Raw genomic sequence first — 18,752 nt, 5'->3', positions numbered from 1 at the left:
CCGGACAAAACGGACCCGCGTACGCCGCCTCACCAGGACAACCCCCACCAGCGCTCGCCGTGATCATCAAGAAGCTCCCCGGCGGGCTGGGCCGACAGCGACTGGGTCGACAGCGACTGGGCACCGCGTGGAGCTGGAATCCCTTGGCGAGTACGCACGCTACCGTCCACGGCGCCCCGCCGCGCGCCTTGGCCGCCGCGTGCGTGTCGGCCGGGCGGCGTGGGCCCGGTGACGCGGGAGCGGTCGAGGCCCCGCGATACTGGGCGCATGTCCCGGGGTCCCCGTTGGTACGAGGAGGGCGAGGAGCCCGACTACCGGTTCACGCTGGCCAACGAGCGCACGTTCCTGGCGTGGCTGCGGACCGCGCTCGCGCTGCTGGCGGGCGCGGTCGCGTTGGTGCAGCTGGTGCCGGCATTTGCCGTTCCCGGGGCGCGCAGCGGCCTCGCCGCGCTGCTGGCGGTCACCGCGGCGCTGCTGGCCGCGTTCGGCTACCGGCGGTGGGCGCGGGTGCAGCGGGCGATGCGGAACGGGAATCCGCTGCCCATGACGTGGCTGCCGTTCGCCGTCGGGTGGGTGACAGCGGTCATCGGGGTCGTCGTGCTCGTGTTGGTGCTGCGGCTGTGACCGGGCGGGGTGAAGTGCGCGGTCAACGCGGCACTCAGCCGGAGCGGACCGCGCTCGCGTGGCAGCGGACCGCCCTGTCCTCGGCGGTGGTGGCGATGTTGTTGCTGCGGGCCGGGCTGAGCGAGGGCGCGGTGCTGGACACGCTCGCCGGTCTGTGTCTCGCCGCTCTGGTGGTGCTGGCCGCGGTGGCGGTGCGCGCTCGGGGTGGAGTCGGCCGCCGCGGCGGTGTGCTGCTCGGTGCCGCCGGCCTGGTCGCTGCCGCGGGCGTCCTCACGATGGCCCAGCAGTTGGTGTCCACGGCGTGAAACGGCGGGGCCGACCCGGTGGAGTCGGCGCCCCCGCCGCCTGCCCCCGACAGTCCGTCCGGGAGCAACGATGATCAGGCCCCGGCGATCAGGCCACGATGATCAGGCCACGATGATGTACAGGCCGTAGAGCACGATCGCGGCGGCCGCGACCAGGCAGATCCCCGCGACAGCCGTGCCGGTACCCGCCGTCATCAGCGCCGGCCGGGAATCCGGGGCGGTGGCGGTGGCCCGGCCGGACAGCGCAACCAGGGCGAACGCGACCAACACCACCACCGCGACCGCGGAGCCGAACGACACGATGAAGACGACCAGCAATGAACCCCAGGCGATGCTCACCGATGCAGTCCCTTCTACTCAGACGCCGACCGTGACCGGCTGCGGAGCCGGCACGTCGTTGACGTTGTTCGCGTTGACCGGCTCGCGCCGCGAGGCGAGGTAGATCCCGCTGGCGATGGCGAGAGCAACTACCGCGACCACGATCGTGCCGGCGGTACCGCTGCCGGCGACCCATGCGGCGAGTGCTCCCACGACGGCGGCCGCCGGCAGGGTCAGCAGCCAGGCCAGCGCCATGCGCCCGGCGACCCCCCACTGCACGCCCGCCAGCCTGCGCCCGGCGCCGGCGCCGAAGATGGAGCCGGTGCACACCTGGGTGGTGGACAGTGCGAAGCCCAGGTGGGCCGAGACCAGGATGACCGCCGCGCTGCTGGTCTCCGCGGCGAAACCCTGCGGGCTCTGGATGTCGCTGATCCGCTTGCCGAGGGTCTGGATGATGCGCCAGCCGCCCAGCGAGGTGCCCAACGCGATGGCCAGCCCGCAGGTGGCGATCACCCACAGCGGCGGGCCGGCGTCCGGCGGGAGGGCGCCGACGGTGATCAGGGTGAGCGTGATGATCCCCATCGTCTTCTGCGCGTCGTTGGTGCCGTGGGCCAGCGCGACCATCGAGGCGGAGACGATCTGGGAGATCCGGAAGCCGCGGGTGATGGTGCCTTCCTCACCGCGCCTGGCGATCCGATAGGCGAGGTAGGTGGCGGTGAGGGCGACGATGCCCGCCACGATCGGGGAGAGGACCAGCGGCAACAGCACCTTGCTGACCACGCCGGCGAACTTGATGGCGCTGCCTCCGGCGGCCACCCAGGTGGCACCGATGAGGCCGCCGAACAGGGCGTGCGAGGAGCTCGACGGCAGGCCCAGCAGCCAGGTGAGCAGATTCCACAGGATCGCCCCGACCAGGCCGCCGAAGATCACCACCGGAGTGATCTTCGCTTCGTCGACCAACCCGCTGGAGATCGTCTTGGCGACCTCGACGGACAGGAAGGCCCCGATCAGGTTGAGCACGCCAGCAATGATGACCGCTACCTTGGGACGCAGTGCCCCGGTGGCGATGGACGTCGCCATCGCATTCGCCGTGTCATGGAAACCGTTCGTGAAATCAAATATGAGGGCGGTCAGGATGACCGCGATAACGATGACCGACATGGGGAGAGTCCTTCGCGGATCACTACGGATGGCACGACGCTGCGCCACGGCTGGGACAACGCCGGACGCTAAGGCGCGTAAGCAAACAGCGCGTTAACGGAGACGCAACAGTGGCCCTCACCATCACTTGATGGCCGCCGTTCCGCGCTGGTTCACCGGGGGGCCAGCGCGATGACCCACCCGGAAGCGAGCCAGGTCACTCCCCACCCGCCCCGCTGAGGGAGCACGCGGGCCGCCGCTCGCCGACGTTCGCGATCGTGCCGCCGGTGCCGCTCCCTGCTCGAGCGGGCCGACCGGCGGCTCATCGTGTGCGGCAAGACTGGCGGCAATGCCGATCGGGGAGCTGGAGTTGCGGGGCGGCGCTCACCGACGCCGCTGGGGTGGGATCCTGAGGAGCCCACCCCGTGCGCCGTGCATCCGCCGACCGGGCCATTGATTCATGGCGCGGTGAGCATTGCTAATTGCTAGTAGTACCACCTGCGCCCGCCGATGCCGCGGCCGGCCGAGCCCAACAGTAGGAGCACGAGGCCGACAACGAGCAGGATTGTGCCCACCGTGGAAATGATCGAGATGTGGGTAATCCAGCCGATGAGCAGTAGAATCACGCCGAGGAGGATCATTGTTCCTCCTGGAGCCAGGTCCCATTTGTGCCCTGCGGGCACTTGGGAAATCCAGCCGAGACGTTGTTCGCATCGCTCATGCGAACATGCGCCTGGGTGCCCCTCGGTGAGGAGTCGAAACCTGGCCGATGCGTCCGACACCGATCTGTGACGTGGCGGAGGCGACGTATCCGGCGGGGCAGGAGGGGCCGGGGCGGTCCGCCGGTACTCGGTGGCGCCAGCCGCGGCCGGGCACTCATCATCGTGCTCGGGGACGCTTCACCCGTACGTGGCCACCCGGCCCGGTCGGAGCTCTCGCCGCGAGTGTGGTCATCGCGGTGGCCTGACCGGTTGAACGGGACCGAACCAGTTTTGCTCAGGTGCAGCCGGGCTGTGCGGTGCACGGTGCACGGCCGGGGCTGGCGAGCCGTAGCTCACCAGCCCCGGCGGACACCACTCGTCCGCTCCCCGACGACAAGTGGGAGCCGATGCGTCCGCGGTCTGCGGACTCGGCTGTCGCGGATCAGTTGTCGTCGGCGCTGTTGCGCTGGCCGCACTTCCCGTCGTGGCTGTCGCTGTTGCGCTGGCCGGACGACAGGATGCCGAGCACGCCCTCGAGGATGCTGTTGTTGCACGCCTGGATCGGGATCTGAACGCCCACGTCCTGGATGTTGATCAGGCCGCCCTGAATGTGGGCGCTGTCCGCGAGCCCGTGGCCGTCGTGGTGCCCGTGGTGGTCGCTGGCGAACGCCAGGGGACTTACTGCCAACAGTGCAGCTGCCGCGGTCGCAACAACGGCTCCAGCCTTGATGAACACAGAAGTCTCTCCTTCGTCTCTCGAATGCCTGGGGTCTAGCGGTCTAGCTGCCTTGGTTCGCGGGGACCTCGTGGAGAACGTTTCCTCGCCGCGAGCCGAACAAAGTGGTCAACGGGCGCAACATCGAGTGGTCACGCACCCTGTGCGAGTGTCACCTGAATGGCCTATCGATCTTCGGTTCGTGCCTGTCCGCACATGCCCGAGGGCCGTGCCGGTGCGGCGGCGTCGCACCAGTCCGCCCGCTGTGACGCGCGACGGGTGTGATCTTCGCTGGGTGAGCGTCCATACCGCGGGTATCTGTCGTACCTTCGAGGAGAAGGCTGGCCGCGCCTCGGTTCCTCCTGGCGTGCGGTCGACCGGATCGAGAACGACAACGAGACCCCGGCTGAACTGGGCCTTTGTCGCGTCGGACAGTGACGTCGGTCGTGCGAGCCCTGTCCGTCGGGGCGGGGGAGACCGCCGGGATGACGATTCGCACCTGTCCGTGAACTCGCCCGGCTGTGTCCCCGATTCTGTGCAACTCCAGATGAGACAGCGGCCATCCGGACCGCCAGATGAGAAGGAGGCTCTCGATGAGCTCTTACAAGAAGATCGTCGTGGGCACCGATGGCTCCGACACCTCGCTGATCGCGGTGGACCGGGCAGCCGCGATAGCCAAGGACAGCCAGGCCGGGTTGCTCATCGTGACCGCCTTCGAGCCGGCGGGAGAGGTCGAGGTCAAGGCCGCACGGGACGCTCTCAAGGGCGAGGCCTATCTCGCGGTCGGCTCTGCCCCGGCGGAGAGCATGCTGCGCGACGCGGCATCGCGAGCCCGCTCCGCCGGAGCCGCCGTGGTGGACACCCTGGCTGTGCAGGGGGCGCCGGTGACGGTGCTGGACCGGGCCGTGGCTGAGTCGAGCGCGGACCTGCTCGTCGTGGGCAGTGTCGGTCTGAACACCCTGGCCGGTCGGATCCTGGGGTCCGTGCCCCAGGGTGTTGCGCGCCGCTCCGGGGTGGACGTGCTCATCGTGCACACCACCTGAGCGGGCGTCCGGGGTGCGCGGTGGGCGCCGATTGGGCGGGAAGGTTACCGCGCGGTAACAAAAGTTCGCCGATGTCGCTGAAGGGCAGCGCCATCCGGGTGAAACACGAGCCGTTCTGACTCTTATCGCCAATGTGGACGGACAATCGTGGCTCGGACCAACCACTTGTCGCTGGGGAGCGGACGGGTGGTCGCGATGGGCCGGAGCTGCTGTCTCGGGGACGGCGGCTCCGGCCCTCGCCTATGTACGGCGGCGCCGTCAGCAGCGCCGTCAGCGGCGCCGTCAGCAGCGCCGTCACCGGCGCCGCATTCCGCGCCGTCCCTGGTGCCGTCGCCGATCTTCCACCGGCTGGGGGGATCGAGTCCAGGTGCTCGATCCGCCCCCGCCGAGGCAGCCTGGGCGGGTCCGATGCGCGTCGTCGGCGTCCAGGTGCTGGGGAGCGGAAGTGTCTGATTAGACCGACGTCCGGCACTGATCACCATGTATCCGCCGTGGGAGTGCTGCTGAACGGGGCTACGAGCGCGCTGGGCGGCTGAGCCTCCCGGTCGGGCGTGTCGAATTGACCACTGAGCGCTGTGGCGACCGGTCGCGGCCCTGGGCGTGCCGTCCGATCGTGCGCGGACCGCTGTCCACGACGCCGGATCGAGCCGACCGGCGCATATCTTGGGTAGCTTCGCGAGGAACCCGATACGCAGGAGGCGCCGTGCTGACCGTGGCCGTGCTCGGGCTGGGCGAGGCCGGCGGCGAGCTGGCCCTGGGGCTGGTCGGGGCGAGCGTGACCGTCCGCGGCTACGACCCGGCCGTCGGCGCACCGGCCGGCGTCAACCCGTGCCGTGACGAAGCTGACGCGGTGACCGGCGCCGACCTGGTGCTCAGCGTCAACAGCGCGCTGGAGGCCGGGGCGGCGCTGCGGCGTGGCGTGGCGGCTGCCGGGCCGAACACCACCTGGGCAGACCTGAACACCGCGTCCCCGGGGGCGAAGGCCGAGCTTGCCCGGGTCTGCGCGGCGCACGATCTGGACTTCGCCGACGTCGCGATCATGGCGCCGGTGCCGGGCCGGGGCCTTGCCGTTCCGATGCTGGTCAGCGGCACCGGCGCCGTGTCCACGGCCCGGCTGCTGACCGGCGTCGGCGCGTCCATCACGGTGCTGGACGGCCCGGCCGGCGCCGCGGCCGAACGCAAGCTCCTGCGCAGCGTCTTCTTCAAGGGCATGTCGGCGGCCATCGTGGAGGCGCTTCTGGCCGCGCGGGCGGCCGGGCAGGAGGACTGGCTGCGCCGCGAGATCGCGGCCGAGTTGGAGAGCTGCGGTGCGGCCACCGTGCGGCGTGTGGTCGAGGGCAGCCTGCGGCACGCCGCCCGCCGCGGCGCGGAGATGGCCGCCGCCGCCGAGATGCTCACCGAGCTGGGGGTCGACCCGCTGGTCGCCACGGCCAGCCGCGACCAGCTCGCCGGGCTCGCCAGGACCGGCTAGTGCCCTGAGTCGAATTCAGCACCAGTACACCGGTGGCGGCGGATACGCCGCGGGAATATCGCCGGAAATTGTCGAACAGACGATGGGACGACGAGTCAGGGTAATTCTCGGCGGAGCCGTTTTTGTCCCGTCTCGGGCATCACCGAGGTGGTCATCGAAAATCTCGATAGGCCCATCGAGCAGGGCATCTTGCCCCGCGGGCGAGCTGCACCTAGCGTGCGAAAAGCTCATAGAAAACTTCGATATGCCAATCGAATATGGCTGATTGTCCGAACACTCGGTCGCCCCTAGCGTATTCGAAGGTAAACGTTCGCGGATCGGCCCGACAACGACGACAGGGGATCAGCAATGGGAAAGTACGTAATCCAGTCACACCACCGTCTGCACGAGTGGGTGGCCGAGGAGCACGGCTACTTCACCGCTGAGGGTCTCGACTATGAGTTCCAGGGCGAGAGCCTGGCCGGCAACGCGAAGACCACCGCACCGGTGCAGTCGGCCGACAGCGTTCCGGCCGAGGTGCGCAGCGGGGCGTTCGAGGACATGTCGGCGGGTCGGGCGTGTGACGTGTCGTCGGCCTGCCACTGGGCGGTGAACGGGGTGACCGCGGCCGGCGCCGGCAAGATGTGGGGCCACGCCTACTCGGTCACGCCGTCCGGGATCTTCGTGGCGCCGGACTCCGGCTACCACCGCCCCGAGGACCTGGCCGATGTGCCGGTGTCCGTGGGCTACCACTCGGGCAGCCACTACGCGGCGATCCAGGCGCTGGAGCCGTTCCTCGACCGTGCGCAGGTCAAGCTGACGTTCTCCGGGTTGCCGAACGACCGGGTCCGGCTGCTGGTGCGGGGTGAGGTGCCGGTGGCGAACCTGTTCGGTGCCCAGTACTACATCGCCGAGCAGCTCGGGTTCCGCAAGATCGTCGACTCGACCTTCATGGTCGGCTTCCTGGTCGCCGAGGGCGCCGACCCGGAGGAGACGAAGCGGTACTTCCGGGCGCTGCAGTCGGCGCAGCGCGACATCGACCTGCAGCCGGAGCGGTACAAGAAGTACTGGCTGCGCGAGATGCCCGAGGATCTCGCCGACCTGGTCGACGTGCGGCGGTTCGGCCCTGGTGAGCGGATGGTGTTCGAGCCGTACACCAAGGAGATGTACGACTCCACCCAGCAGTGGATGGACGCCCACAATCTGCTAGACCTTGAGGACAAGACCTCGAAGTACCAGGAAGTCGTTCTCACCTGAGCAGGTAGGGCTGGCAGGCCGCGTAACAGGTCCTGGTCGAGGACGTGGACGGAGCGCTCATGACCTTGGACCTGTTCCGGCTACTGGTTTTCGTCACCGTGGTCGACCGGAACGGCTATTCGGCGGCGGCCCGCCAGCTGCATCTTGCGCAGTCCACGGTCTCGCATCACATGAGCGAGCTGGAACGCGCGTGCAACACCCAGCTGTTGCGGTACGAGGGCAGGACGGTCCACATCACGACCGCCGGCCAGGAGGTCTACGAGACCGCACTGGTCATGTTGGCCGAGCAGGAGCGGCTCGCCAAGTCGCTCGGCGACCTGAAGGAAGGGCGCCAGGGGAGAGTGCGTCTCGGCGCGAGCCTGGCCTTCGAGCAACAGCACTTCCTGCACGAGGTGATCGCTCCGTTCTGCCGCTCGCACCAGGGCACCATGCTGTCCCTGCGCTTCGGGCACAGCCGACGCGAGGCGCAGGCGGTGCTGGACCGCGAGCTGGATCTCGCCTACGTCATCCGGTGGCACCTGCCCGGTGAGGCGCGGTTCGAGTTCCTGCACGAGGCCGAGCTGACCTTCCTGGTGTGCCACGACCACCCGTTGGCCGGGGCGGAGCTGGTCACCATCGCCGACATCGGGAAGGCGGGGCTCATCACCGCCCCGCTGAAGGGCGCGGAGTCGTTCTACTACCGCGACGTGCTCCGTGAGCGTGGACTCAGTGGTGATCATTCGGTGCTCGAGGTGGACGGCCAGCAGGCCAGGTTGCTCGCCACCGCCGCCGGGCTGGGTGTGATGGCGACCTTCGTCCCGAGGTACGCGCACGAGATCAGTTTCGACGGGCTCACGCGGCTGCCGGTGGAGGGGTCGGTGGTCACGGTGGATCTCGGTCTCGTCTGCCGCCCGGGGGAGCCGTCCAGCAGCACCGAGGCGCTCGCCGCCTGGCTGCGCAAGCTGGCCAAGCGCTCAGCCTGAGTAGGCTTGCCCGAGGCGCTGGCCTCAGGCTGGCCGTGGCAGGGCAGCGAACGAGTCGGAGCGGGCGCTCAGGCCGACGTAGTTCTCCGCGAGCAGTGCCTGCGCCGAGGGGCTGGCGATCACGGTACGCAGCTCGGCGAGGGCCAGCCGTTGCTCCACCGGGTCGGCGGAGGCGTGCACCAGCCCGCTCATCCAGCAGGAGAAGTACTGCGCCCACCAGACGTGCCGCAGACACTGCTCGGAGTACTCCCCGGCCGGCCGGTCGTCGTTCTCGTTGACCAGGGCGGCCAGCGCGGGCGCGAGCACCTGGACGTCGCGGACGGCGAGGTTGAGCCCCTTGGCGCCGGTGGGCGGCACGATGTGCGCGGCATCGCCGGCCAGGAACAGCCGCCCGTAGCGCATCGGCTCGGCGACGAACGCCCTGATCGGGGCCACCGAGAACTCGATGAGCGGGCCCTCGTTCAGCGTCCAGCCGTCGTCGGTGGCGAGCCTGCGGTGCAGGTGCTCCCAGATCCGGTCGTCCGGCCACTGCTCCCGGGTGTCCCGAGGGTCGACCTGCAGGTAGAGCCGGGTCAGGGTCGGGGAACGCATGCTCAACATGCCGAGACCCTCGGGGTGGCGCGAGTAGATGACGTGGTCGGAGGACGGCGCGACCTGTGCCATCACGCCCAGCCAGGCGTAGGGGAACTCCCGCTGGTAGCTGCGCAGCACCGAGCCCGGGATGGTCGGGCGACCGACGCCGTGGAAGCCGTCCGCCGCGACGACCGCGTCGGCGAGGAGCGTGTGGGTCCGGCCGGCGTGTTCGTAGACCACGCTCGGGCGATCCGTCGTGACGTCGTCGATGCGCACCACCCGCGCGTCGAACAGCAGCGGCTCGTGCTGCTCGGTGCGCAGCGCGATGAGGTCCTTGACGACCTCCTGCTGGCCGTAGACGGTCATCGGCACGCCGGCCAGCTCCTGGACGCCGATGATGTGGCGTTGCCCGTCGACCCGCAGCTCGAAGCTGTCGTGCACCAGGGCTTCCCGGGCCAGTCGATCGCCCGCGCCGAGCTGGTGCAGCAGGTCGACGGTGCCCTGCTCGAGCACGCCGGCCCGGATCCTGGCCTCCACGTAGGTCCGGTCCCTGGCCTCGAGTATCACGCTGCGAACCCCGTGCCGGTGCAGCAGTTGGGCGAGGAGCAGCCCGGCGGGGCCGGCGCCGACGATCGCCACCTGCGTGCGCTTCGCGGGCATGGACGTTCCCTTCTACCCGTTGAGCTGCGCGTCGAGGTCGGCGAGTACCCGGTAGGACGGCAGCACCGAGGTGACGCTCGACTCCGGCGCCCGCCCGTCCCGGATCGCGGCCACGAACTCCCGGTCCTGCCCCTCGATGCCGTTGCCGGGCACGCCGACTCCGGACAGGTCGACCGGTTCGTCGTTGCCGGTGACGAGGTCGTCGTAGCGCGCGAGATAGGTGCCGGTGTCGCCGATGTAGCGGAAGACGCTGCCGAACGGCCCGTCGTTGTTGAAGCTCAGCGACAGGGTGCACAGCGTGCCGCCGCTGGTGCGCAGCTGGATCGACATGTCCATCGGAATGCCGAGCTCGGCGTGGGTCGGGCCGGCGAGGACGTGTCCGGCCACCACCTCCTGCCCGGTCTGGTAGCGCAGCAGGTCGACGGTGTGCGCGGCGTGGTGCCACAGCAGGTTGTCGGTCCAGCTGCGCGGCTGGCCGAGCGCGTTGAGGTTGCTGCGCCGCAGGAAGTAGGTCTGCACCTCGAGGTGTTGCAGCGTGAGCGCGCCCGCCTGGATGCGCCCGCGCACCCAGCGGTGCGACGGGTTGAACCGGCGGGTGTGGCCGGCCATGCACACCAACCCGGTCTCCTCGGCGGCCAGGGCGACGCTCTCGGCGCCGGCCCAGCTGTCCGCCAGCGGGATCTCCACCTGCACGTGCTTGCCGGCCCGCAGGGTGGCCACCGCCTGCTCGGCGTGCAGCGGAGTGGGGCTGGCCAGGATGACCGCGTCGATGTCGTCGCGGGCCAGCACCTCGTCCAGCTCGGTGCCCGCGTGCGTCGCGCCGTATCGGGCCGCGACCTCCTTGGCCTGCTCGATCGGGGTGCTCACCACCGAACCGACCACCGCGTCGTCGATCACCGAGAGGGCGTCGAGGTGCTTGATGCCGAACGCCCCGGCCCCGACGAGGGCGATCCGGACCGGCCCGCTCACGGCTCGACCGCGAGGACGATGTGGCCGACCGCGGTGTTGGAGGCGGGGACGTGGTAGTGCCGGTGCAGTTCTTTGACTCCGGCGCCGAGGGCGCCGCGCATGATCAGCCACATGACCAGCTCGATGCCTTCGGAGCCGGCTTCGCGCAGGTACTCCAGGTGCGGGATCTTGCGCAGGGCGTGCGGGTCGGTGGTGAGGCGGTCCAGGAACGCGATGTCGAAGGGTGTGTTGATCAGTCCGGCGCGGGGGCCCTGGAGCTGGTGGCTCATGCCGCCGGTGCCCCAGATCTGCACGTTCAGATCCTCGTCGAAGCTGGCGACCGCCCTGGCGATGGCCTCACCGAGTGCCCAGCACCGGTTCCCCGTCGGCGGCGGGTACTGCACGGCGTTGACCAGGACGGGGATCACTTTGACCGGCCAGGTTTCGGGCTGGCCGAACATGAGCGACATCGGCACGGTCAACCCGTGGTCCACGCCGAGCTTGTTCAGGATGGTCATGTCGAACTCGTCGAGGATCAGTGATTCGGCCAGGTGCCAGGCCAGCGCGGGATGTCCCTGCACCACGGGCACCGGGCGCGCCCCGAAACCTTCGTCGGCGGGGGCGAACGTCTCCGCGCAGCCGATCGCGAAGGTGGGGATCAGGTCCAGGGAGAACTCGGTGGCGTGGTCGTTGTAGACCAGGATGACCACGTCCGGACGCTGCTCGCTCATCCAGTCCCGGGTCCAGCCGAACCCGTCGAACAACGGCTTCCAGTACTCGGTTCCGACCTGGTCACGATCGATCGCGGCACCGATCGCGGGGACGTGGCTGGCGGCGACGCCGGCGGTGATCCGGGCCATGGTTACCGACCTTCCTTGATGGAGCGCTGACCCTCGGGTGAGCGGCCGCCGGCGAGCATCATGGCGGTGTAGTCAGCCACGCTGACCCCGGTCATGAGTGAGGCCGCCTCGGGGAAGCTCGTGCCGTCGGTGGCGAAGATCTTGGCGAGGAAGTAGATGTTGCCGCCCTCGGTCAACGCCGCGTTCCAGTCCCGGGTCAGCACCGCCTGCTTCTGCGCCTCGGTCATCGGCCACTCATCGAGGTAGGCCCGCTCGTCCGCCAGGAACCGGACCCGGTTCGCCGCGACCCGCAGGCTCATGCAGAACTGGTTCAGGTGATATCCCTTGCGGGTCTGCACACCGGTGAACACCGTCGTCCCCGGAATGTCGTACAGACCTGGATCTCCGCTCACGGCTGGTCACTCCAATAAAGTCGGTGGGGGTTGTCGACCAGGAGCCGGGTGCGCAGCTCCTCGGTCGGGGCGATCCGCGGGATGAGGTCGACGAGGGCGCCGTCGTCGGGCATGTGGCCGCGCATGTTCGGGTGCGGCCAGTCGGTGCCCCACAGCACCCGGTCCGGGAAGGCCCGCACCAGCGCGCCGGAGAACGGGATGACATCCGGGTAGCCGGGCGGGCCGGCCACGCTCAGCCGCTCCGGGCAGCTGACCTTGGACCAGAAGTTGGGGTGCTCCCGCAGCAGCCGCTGGAACAGCCCGAAGCCCTGCCCGTCGACCGGCTCCGTCACGTCCGGTCGCCCCATGTGGTCGACCACGACGGTGGTGGGCAGCGAGGTGAGGAAATCCCAGCGCGGCGCGAGGTCGGCCGCTTCGAAGTAGATCACCACATGCCAGCCGAGCGAGGCGATCCGCTCGACGATCCGGTGGTAGTAGCGGTCCGGCTTCGGCTCGACGAGGCGCCGCACGAAGTTGAAACGCACCGCGCGCACCCCGGCGGCGTGCAGGTCGGCGAGCTCGGCGTCGGAGACGTCGGCGCGGACGGTGGCCACCCCGCGGGCCCGCCCGTCCGCCGCGTGAAGCGCGTCGACCAGGGCCCGGTTGTCCGCGCCGTGGCAGGTGGCCTGCACGATCACGTTGCGGTCGAAACCGAGGTGGTCGCGCAGCGCGAACAGCTCGTCCTTGCCCGCGTCGCACGGGGTGTAGTTGCGCTCCGGGGCGTACGGGAACCGGTCGCCGGGCCCGAAGACGTGGCAGTGCGCGTCGACCGCTCCCGGAGGTGGCCGGAACCTCGGGCGGCTCGGTGCGGGGTGGTAGGCCAGCCAGTCCGCGTCGGGGGTGAAGGCGCTCTGGGTCGTCTTCTCGCTCATCGCCCGGCCGCCGTCAGCTGTGCGTCCAGCCGGGGGTACACCCGGCGGGCGTTGCCCTCGAACACCCAGGCGGCCGTATCGGCCGGCAGCTGGAGCGCGTCGAGGTAGCGGCGGGTGTCGTCGAACGGGTGCCCGGTGAGCGGGTCGGTCCCGCGCACCGCGCCGATCATCTCCGAGCCGAACAGGATGTTGGCCGGGTCGATCACCTCGAAGAGCAGGTCGATGCCGGCCTGGTGGTAGACGCAGGTGTCGAAGAAGACGTTGCCCATCAGGCTCGCCAGCGTGGCGCTGTCCGGCCCGGGCCGCCCGAGCATGTCGGCCAAGCCGCGGAAGCGACCCCAGTGGTAGGGCACGGCGCCGCCGCCGTGCGGGATCACGAACCGCAGCTCGGGCAGGTCGGTGAACAGATCGGCCTGCAGGAACTGCATGAACGCGGTCGTGTCGGCGTTCAGGTAGTGCGCGCCGGTGGCGTGGAACGCCGGGTTGGTGCTGGCCGAGACGTGCACCATCGCGGGCACGTCAAGCTCGATCATCGCCTCGTAGAAGGGGTACCAGCTCTTGTCGGTCAGCGGTGGCGCGGTCCAGTTGCCGCCGCTCGGGTCGGGGTTGAGGTTGCAGCCGACGAAGCCCAGCTCCAGGACGCAGCGGCGCAGCTCGTCCACCGAGTGCCCGATCGGCACGCCGGGTGACTGGGGCAGTTGGCAGACCGGGGCGAACCGCGACGGGTAGAGCTGCACGACCCGGTGGACCAGGTCGTTGCAGGCACGGGCCCAGGCCGCGCTGACCGCCTCGTCGCCGACATGGTGGGCCATCGCGGAGGCCCGAGGGGAGAAGATCGTCAGGTCCACGCCGCGCTCGTCCATCAGCCGCAGCTGACCGTCCCGCACCGACTCCCGGACCTGGTCGTCCGAGATCACCGGGTACGGCGGGGGAGTGTCGGCGGCATCGAACGCCGCCCGCTGCAGATCGCGCCAAGCCGTGTGCGCCGAGGGCACCGTGGTGTAGTGACCGTGGCAGTCGATGATCACGGAGTTGTCTCCTCCCCGGTAGCGGGCACCAGGACCTCGCCGCGCATCAGCAGCCGGGCGGTACGCAGCAGGCCGGCCCGACGAACCTGCACCACGCCGTCCTCGACCAGCACGTCCAGGCTGACGGTGAAGTAACCCGTCGGGTGCTCGATGTCCAGCTCGACGCCACCGCTGGTCCCGGTCAGACCCGAGACCTCGGCCGCGACCGACCCGGGCACCAGGCACGCGGTCGCCACCGACACCGCGCCGAACACGCCGATGGCCTCGTGCACCCGGTGCGGGATGAAGGTCCGGGTCGCGACCGCGCCGCCGTGGCGGGCTGTCGCGAGCAGGCTCATCTTCGGCGTCGTGGCCGCGTGCACGTCGCCGAGGTTCATCAGTGGGCCGGCGGCCAACCGGATCGACTCCACCCGGGCGACCAGCTCGCTGTCGGCCTCCAGCTCCGCCGGGCTCTCCGCCCCGGTGATCCCGAGGTCCGCCGCCGCGATGCAGACCACCGGCATCCCGTTGTCGATGCAGGTCACCCGGACCCCGTCGACCTTGTCGACGGCGTTTCCGGTGGGCAGCAGTGCCCCGCAGGACGAACCGGCGACGTCGAGGAAGTCGATCGGGATCGGGGCGTGCCCGCCCGGGACGCCGTCGATGTGCGCGGTCCCGTCGTACCGCACCCGCCCGCCCGGGGTCTGCACGTGCGCCACGGCGATGTCGCCGGTGTTCAGCATCCGGATCCGCACCGGGGTCACCTCGCCGGCCGACGCCAGCAGCCCCTGCTCCAGGGCGAACGGCCCGACCCCGGCGAGCATGTTGCCGCAGTTCTGCCCGTCGGAGACCTCGGCCCGGTCCGGCCAGACCTGCAGGAACAGGTAGTCCACGTCGGTGTCCGCCTCGGCCGACGGCCCCACCACGGCGACCTTCGAGGTCAGCGGGTGGGCTCCGCCCACACCGTCGATCTGGCGCGGGTCGGGCGAGCCCATCGCGGCGCACAGCAGCGCGTCGCGCGCCGCGCGGTCCGCCGGCAGGTCGGACGCCAGGAAGAACAGCCCCTTGGAGGTGCCGCCCCGCATGACCGAGCAGCGCACGGCGAGCTGGTCCACTACGCGTCCCCCGCGTCCACTGCGTCCACGTAGCGCAGGCCCTTCGCGGCCAGGGCCTCGCGCATGCCGTAGATGTCCAGGCCGAGCTCCCCGGCGGCGAGCCGTTCCCGGGTCGCGGCCTCCTTCGCCTCCCGGGCCCGCGAGCTGTCCAGCACCGTCTTCGCCTCGGTGCGGCTCACCACGACCACCCCGTCGTCGTCGGCCAGGATCACGTCGCCGGGCCGGATCAGTCCGCCGCCGCAGACGACCGGGGTCTGCACGTTGCCGACGGTCTGTTTCACCGTGCCCTGGGCGCTGACCTCCGCCGACCACACCGGGAAGGCCATCTCGGTGAGCTCGGCGATGTCGCGGACCCCGGCGTCGATGACCAGGCCGACCACCCCGTGCGCCCGCAGGCTGGTGGCCAGCAGCTCACCGAAGTAGCCGTCGCCGCACGGGCTGGTCGGGGCGACCACCAGGATGTCCCCGGGCCGGGCCTGCTCGGCCGCGACGTGCAGCATCCAGTTGTCGCCCGGGGCGACCTCGCAGGTCAGCGCGGTACCGACGACCCGAACCGGGCGGTAGATCGGGCGCAGGCGGGAGGCGAGCAGCCCTCGGCGGCCCTGTGCCTCGTGCACGGTGGCGACGCCGAACTCGCCGAGCGCGGCCACCACATCGCTATCGGTACGCGGCGCGTTGCGGACCACGACGCTCATCCGATCAACCACTCCTTCAGTTGGGCCAGGCCCGTGCAGCATCTCGCCGCGCGGCCGGTCGGCGATCTAGACTTTCCACCCTGAGGTAAGAATTCTCGACCGATGGAGAGGTCATGGCCGACGGCAAGCCGGTGCCGACCAGCACCGCGCGGGCGTTGGCGGTACTGGACTGTTTCTCCACGAGGTCCCGGGTGCTGACCCTGTCCGAGATCGCCCGGATGCTCGGCCAGCCCATCTCCTCGACGCACCGGCAGTTGGGCGAACTGACGCGGTGGGGTGCGCTGGAACGCGACGAGCGCGGGCGCTACCAGGTCGGGCTGCACCTGTGGGAGATCGGCTCGCTGGCTCCGCGCAGTACCGACCTGCGTCATGCCGCCCTGCCGTTCATGGAGGACCTCTACGAGGTGACCCACGAGAACGTCCAGGTGGCGGTGCTGGACGGCGGTGAGGTCGTCTACGTCGAGCGGCTCTTCAGCCATCACGCCACCCGCATCATCGCGCGGCCCGGGCGGCGGCTGCCCTGGCACGTCACCGCGGTGGGCCGGGTGCTCCTGGCCCACGCGGACCAGGCGCTGGTCAACGAGGTGCTGGCCGAACCGCTGGAGCGGCGCACCGAGCACACGACGGTCGACCCCGACGAACTCCGCCGCGAGTTGGCGAAGATCAAGAAGAACGGTTACGCGATCACCGCCCGGCAGGTCGAACTGGTGTCCATGTCGGTCGCCGCGCCCATCAACGGCCCCGGTGGCGCCGGGGTGGTGGCGGCGTTGTCGATCATCGTCCCGGCCCGGGGCGCGGACGTGCCGCGGTTCGTGCCCGCGGTGCGCGCGGCGGCCAGGGGTATCTCCCGGGCGCTCGGCGCGTCCGGCGACCCGGATCCGCGCCCCTGACCGGTCGGGCCGTTCCGGCATGCTCCTGGCATGGCATTCCTGCAGTTGACCGCAATCATCGTCGAGGAGTACGACCCGGCCATCGCGTTCTTCGTCGACGCCCTCGGCTTCGAACTGGCCGAGGACTCGGCGGCGCTGACGACGGAGGGTGGCCAGCCGAAGCGGTGGGTCGTCGTCCGCCCGCCGGGTGCGCAGACCGGGATCCTGCTCGCGCGTGCCGACGGTGCGGTCCAGGCGGCCGCGATCGGCAACCAGGTCGCCGGGCGGGTGGGCTTCTTCCTGCGGGTCGACGACTTCGACGAGGCCTACGGGCGGCTGAGCGCGGCCGGCGTCGAGTTCGTGGGCGCCCCGAGGGCGGAGCCGTACGGCCGGGTGGTGGTGTTCCTCGACATCGCCGGCAACCGGTGGGACCTGCTCGGACCTGGTTGATCGCCGGTGCGCCCCGGAGCCGCGCCGGGGGAGAGCTACCGTGGGCAGCGGGATCCGAGGCGACCGAGGAGGCTGCGCTGCACCCGAAGCGTGTGCTGGTGGTGGCGGCCCTGCTGTTGGTGCTGCTCGCGGGGCTGGCCGTCGCCAGCGTGTGGGGTGGGCACGGTCAGCGCCCGGCGGCCCTGCCGGCCGGAGCGCCCGCCGCGTCGCCCGCCGGCACACCGACCCCGGCCGCGCCGAGCACTCCCCAGTGGGCCGGGCCCCGGCCGCCCCAGGTCGACCCGGCGCTGATGATCGGCCGGGCGGACGCCCCGGTGACGGTCGTGGAGTTCGCGGACTACCAGTGCCCGTACTGCGGCGAGTTCGCGCGCACCGTGCAGCCGGCGCTGCTGGCCAAGTACGTCGACACCGGCGTGCTGCGGCTGGTGTGGCGGGACTTCCCGTACTACGGCGCCCAGTCGGTCGACGCGGCGGTGGCCGCGCGCGCCGCCGGGCAACAGGGCAAGTTCTGGCCGTTCCACGACGCGCTGTACGCCCACCAGCCGCCGCTGCGCAGCGGGCGGCTCACCGGCGGCTACCTGGACGGACTGGCCGGCGGGTTGGGACTGGATGTGGCCCGCTTCGACCTGGCACGCCGAGATCCGGCGTTGCGTGACACCGTGGCGGCCGACTTCGCCTTCGGGCAGCAACTGGGTGTGCCGGGCACACCGTCGTTCCTGGTCAACGGGTCGCCGGAGATCTTCGGCTCGCAACCGTTGAGCACGTTCGAGCACGCCATCGAGCAGGCCCGGGGCCAGGTGCCCGGCGGCGCACCACCGCGGTGAGCGAGATCGGCTACGCCGGTGCGTTCCTCGGTGGGCTGCTGGCGCTGCTCAGTCCCTGCGGGGCACTGCTGCTGCCGGCGTTCCTCGCCTACGCCTTCCCGTCGCACGCGCGGTTGGCCGGCCGCACGCTCGTGCTGTACCTGGGGTTGTCGGCGGTGCTGGTGCCGCTCGGCATCGGGTCGGCGGCGGCCAGCCAGCTCGTCTACGGTCACCAGACCGCGCTCGCGACGATCGCCGGCGTGCTGCTGATCGGCTTCGGCGTGGTCGAGCTGGTCGGCGGCGGCTTCCAGATCGGCCCGTTGGCGCGTCTGTTGGCCCGGGTCCGCGGTGACTCGGTACCCGCGGTGTTCGCGCTCGGCGCGGTCTCCGGGCTGGCCGGGTTCTGCTCCGGGCCGATCCTCGGCGCGGTCCTCACCGTGGCGGCCACGTCCGGCCGGACCGTGTACGGCGGGGCGCTGCTGGCCGTGTACGGCGCCGGCATGGCCGCTCCGCTGTTCGTGCTGGCCGCCCTGTGGGACCGTTTCGACCTCGCCCACCTGCGCTGGTTGCGCGGCTACGGCGTACGCATCGGGCTGTGGCGGGTGCACACCACGGCGCTGTTGTCCGGGCTCATCTTCGTGGCCCTCGGCGTGCTGTTCCTGACCTATCGCGGTACCGGCGGGCTCACCGCTCTGTTCGAACCCCCCGCCGTGGTGCGCTGGCAGGAGCGGGCCCAGCAGACGATCAGCGAGCTGCAGTCCAGGCTGCCCGACCTGGCGCTGCTCGCGATCATCGCGGCCGCCGCGATGATCGTGACCGCGGTGCTGCTGCGCCGGCACGCCCGGAGGCTTTCGGCTGGTCAACCCACTACGGACCCAGCTGAGGACTAAGCGGCGCGACCGGGCCCGCGGCTCACCGGGTGATCGGCTCCCGGCTGTGCGGGACCTCCACATC

22 protein-coding genes are annotated in these 18,752 nt (G+C 70.7%); 10 read left to right on the top strand and 12 right to left on the bottom strand.

Annotated features, from left to right (window positions below):
• The first annotated feature begins 267 nt into the window (after positions 1-267).
• Positions 268-624, top strand: a complete 357-nt coding sequence (locus ACTXG6_RS29505; protein ID WP_445182670.1) for a DUF202 domain-containing protein — start codon at positions 268-270, stop codon at positions 622-624.
• Positions 621-929, top strand: a complete 309-nt coding sequence (locus tag ACTXG6_RS29500; protein WP_445182669.1) for a DUF202 domain-containing protein — start codon at positions 621-623, stop codon at positions 927-929. The genes ACTXG6_RS29505 and ACTXG6_RS29500 overlap by 4 nt, the downstream gene beginning before the upstream one ends.
• Before the next feature lie 102 nt (positions 930-1,031).
• Here ACTXG6_RS29500 and ACTXG6_RS29495 read toward each other — a convergent pair whose 3' ends face one another.
• The 4 genes from ACTXG6_RS29495 to ACTXG6_RS29480 all read right to left on the bottom strand — a co-directional run bounded on the left by ACTXG6_RS29495 (position 1,032) and on the right by ACTXG6_RS29480 (position 3,824).
• Positions 1,032-1,268: a hypothetical protein gene (locus ACTXG6_RS29495; protein ID WP_445182668.1), complete on the bottom strand. Its 237-nt coding sequence runs from the start codon at positions 1,266-1,268 to the stop codon at positions 1,032-1,034.
• 18 nt (positions 1,269-1,286) lie between these two features.
• Positions 1,287-2,408 carry an anion permease gene (locus ACTXG6_RS29490; RefSeq protein WP_445182667.1) on the bottom strand — a complete coding sequence of 374 codons (1,122 nt, stop codon included), beginning with the start codon at positions 2,406-2,408 and terminating at the stop codon, positions 1,287-1,289.
• A 464-nt stretch (positions 2,409-2,872) separates the two neighbouring features.
• Positions 2,873-3,028 (bottom strand): DUF6131 family protein, encoded by a 156-nt coding sequence (locus ACTXG6_RS29485; protein WP_445182666.1) that lies wholly within the window; start codon positions 3,026-3,028, stop codon positions 2,873-2,875.
• Between the two features lie 502 nt (positions 3,029-3,530).
• Positions 3,531-3,824, bottom strand: a complete 294-nt coding sequence (locus tag ACTXG6_RS29480; protein WP_445182665.1) for a hypothetical protein — start codon at positions 3,822-3,824, stop codon at positions 3,531-3,533.
• Positions 3,825-4,396: 572 nt separating this feature from the next.
• Here ACTXG6_RS29480 and ACTXG6_RS29475 point away from each other — a divergent pair.
• The 4 genes from ACTXG6_RS29475 (at position 4,397) to ACTXG6_RS29460 (ending at position 8,515) form a co-directional block, all read left to right on the top strand.
• On the top strand, positions 4,397-4,846 hold the full coding sequence (locus ACTXG6_RS29475) for a universal stress protein (protein ID WP_445182664.1): 450 nt from the start codon (positions 4,397-4,399) through the stop codon (positions 4,844-4,846).
• A 703-nt stretch (positions 4,847-5,549) separates the two neighbouring features.
• Positions 5,550-6,317 (top strand): DUF1932 domain-containing protein, encoded by a 768-nt coding sequence (locus tag ACTXG6_RS29470; RefSeq protein ID WP_445182663.1) that lies wholly within the window; start codon positions 5,550-5,552, stop codon positions 6,315-6,317.
• 348 nt (positions 6,318-6,665) lie between these two features.
• A complete protein-coding gene (locus ACTXG6_RS29465) occupies positions 6,666-7,553 on the top strand; it encodes an ABC transporter substrate-binding protein (RefSeq protein ID WP_445182662.1) in 888 nt (295 codons plus the stop codon).
• A gap of 59 nt (positions 7,554-7,612) precedes the next feature.
• The gene (locus tag ACTXG6_RS29460) at positions 7,613-8,515 is read left to right on the top strand and encodes a LysR family transcriptional regulator (RefSeq protein ID WP_445182661.1); all 903 of its coding nucleotides are present in this window, start codon (positions 7,613-7,615) and stop codon (positions 8,513-8,515) included.
• A 24-nt stretch (positions 8,516-8,539) separates the two neighbouring features.
• Here ACTXG6_RS29460 and ACTXG6_RS29455 read toward each other — a convergent pair whose 3' ends face one another.
• Genes ACTXG6_RS29455 through ACTXG6_RS29420 form a run of 8 tightly spaced genes read right to left on the bottom strand, consistent with a single transcriptional unit; the run spans position 8,540 to position 15,676 of the window.
• Positions 8,540-9,748 carry a 4-hydroxybenzoate 3-monooxygenase gene (locus ACTXG6_RS29455; RefSeq protein WP_445182660.1) on the bottom strand — a complete coding sequence of 403 codons (1,209 nt, stop codon included), beginning with the start codon at positions 9,746-9,748 and terminating at the stop codon, positions 8,540-8,542.
• Between the two features lie 12 nt (positions 9,749-9,760).
• On the bottom strand, positions 9,761-10,717 hold the full coding sequence (locus ACTXG6_RS29450; protein WP_445182659.1) for a Gfo/Idh/MocA family oxidoreductase: 957 nt from the start codon (positions 10,715-10,717) through the stop codon (positions 9,761-9,763).
• Entirely contained in the window at positions 10,714-11,556 is an 843-nt protein-coding gene (locus tag ACTXG6_RS29445) for a class III extradiol dioxygenase subunit beta (protein WP_445182658.1), read from the bottom strand. Before ACTXG6_RS29445 ends, ACTXG6_RS29450 begins: the two co-directional genes overlap by 4 nt.
• A gap of 2 nt (positions 11,557-11,558) precedes the next feature.
• Complete coding sequence (ligA, locus tag ACTXG6_RS29440; protein WP_445182657.1) at positions 11,559-11,948, bottom strand: protocatechuate 4,5-dioxygenase subunit alpha; 390 nt, start codon at positions 11,946-11,948, stop codon at positions 11,559-11,561.
• Positions 11,945-12,859 (bottom strand): amidohydrolase family protein, encoded by a 915-nt coding sequence (locus tag ACTXG6_RS29435; RefSeq protein WP_445182656.1) that lies wholly within the window; start codon positions 12,857-12,859, stop codon positions 11,945-11,947. Before ACTXG6_RS29435 ends, ligA begins: the two co-directional genes overlap by 4 nt.
• The gene (locus ACTXG6_RS29430; protein WP_445182655.1) at positions 12,856-13,887 is read right to left on the bottom strand and encodes an amidohydrolase family protein; all 1,032 of its coding nucleotides are present in this window, start codon (positions 13,885-13,887) and stop codon (positions 12,856-12,858) included. Before ACTXG6_RS29430 ends, ACTXG6_RS29435 begins: the two co-directional genes overlap by 4 nt.
• A complete protein-coding gene (locus ACTXG6_RS29425; RefSeq protein WP_445182654.1) occupies positions 13,884-14,981 on the bottom strand; it encodes a 4-oxalomesaconate tautomerase in 1,098 nt (365 codons plus the stop codon). The genes ACTXG6_RS29430 and ACTXG6_RS29425 overlap by 4 nt, the downstream gene beginning before the upstream one ends.
• The gene (locus tag ACTXG6_RS29420) at positions 14,981-15,676 is read right to left on the bottom strand and encodes a 4-carboxy-4-hydroxy-2-oxoadipate aldolase/oxaloacetate decarboxylase (RefSeq protein WP_445182653.1); all 696 of its coding nucleotides are present in this window, start codon (positions 15,674-15,676) and stop codon (positions 14,981-14,983) included. The genes ACTXG6_RS29425 and ACTXG6_RS29420 overlap by 1 nt, the downstream gene beginning before the upstream one ends.
• Positions 15,677-15,789: 113 nt before the next feature.
• On the opposite strand from ACTXG6_RS29420, the gene ACTXG6_RS29415 reads away from it, so the two are divergent.
• The 4 genes from ACTXG6_RS29415 to ACTXG6_RS29400 all read left to right on the top strand — a co-directional run bounded on the left by ACTXG6_RS29415 (position 15,790) and on the right by ACTXG6_RS29400 (position 18,688).
• Positions 15,790-16,566 carry an IclR family transcriptional regulator gene (locus ACTXG6_RS29415; protein WP_445182652.1) on the top strand — a complete coding sequence of 259 codons (777 nt, stop codon included), beginning with the start codon at positions 15,790-15,792 and terminating at the stop codon, positions 16,564-16,566.
• Positions 16,567-16,596: 30 nt separating this feature from the next.
• Positions 16,597-16,995, top strand: coding sequence for a VOC family protein (locus ACTXG6_RS29410; protein ID WP_445182651.1), 399 nt, complete (start codon positions 16,597-16,599; stop codon positions 16,993-16,995).
• A 98-nt stretch (positions 16,996-17,093) separates the two neighbouring features.
• Positions 17,094-17,819 (top strand): DsbA family protein, encoded by a 726-nt coding sequence (locus ACTXG6_RS29405; protein WP_445182650.1) that lies wholly within the window; start codon positions 17,094-17,096, stop codon positions 17,817-17,819.
• The gene (locus ACTXG6_RS29400; protein ID WP_445182649.1) at positions 17,816-18,688 is read left to right on the top strand and encodes a cytochrome c biogenesis CcdA family protein; all 873 of its coding nucleotides are present in this window, start codon (positions 17,816-17,818) and stop codon (positions 18,686-18,688) included. Before ACTXG6_RS29405 ends, ACTXG6_RS29400 begins: the two co-directional genes overlap by 4 nt.
• Positions 18,689-18,752: the final 64 nt, after the last annotated feature.

The sequence above is a fragment of the Pseudonocardia sp. Cha107L01 genome (genome assembly GCF_052566575.1).
This window is presented reverse-complemented; position numbering and strand designations above follow the sequence as displayed.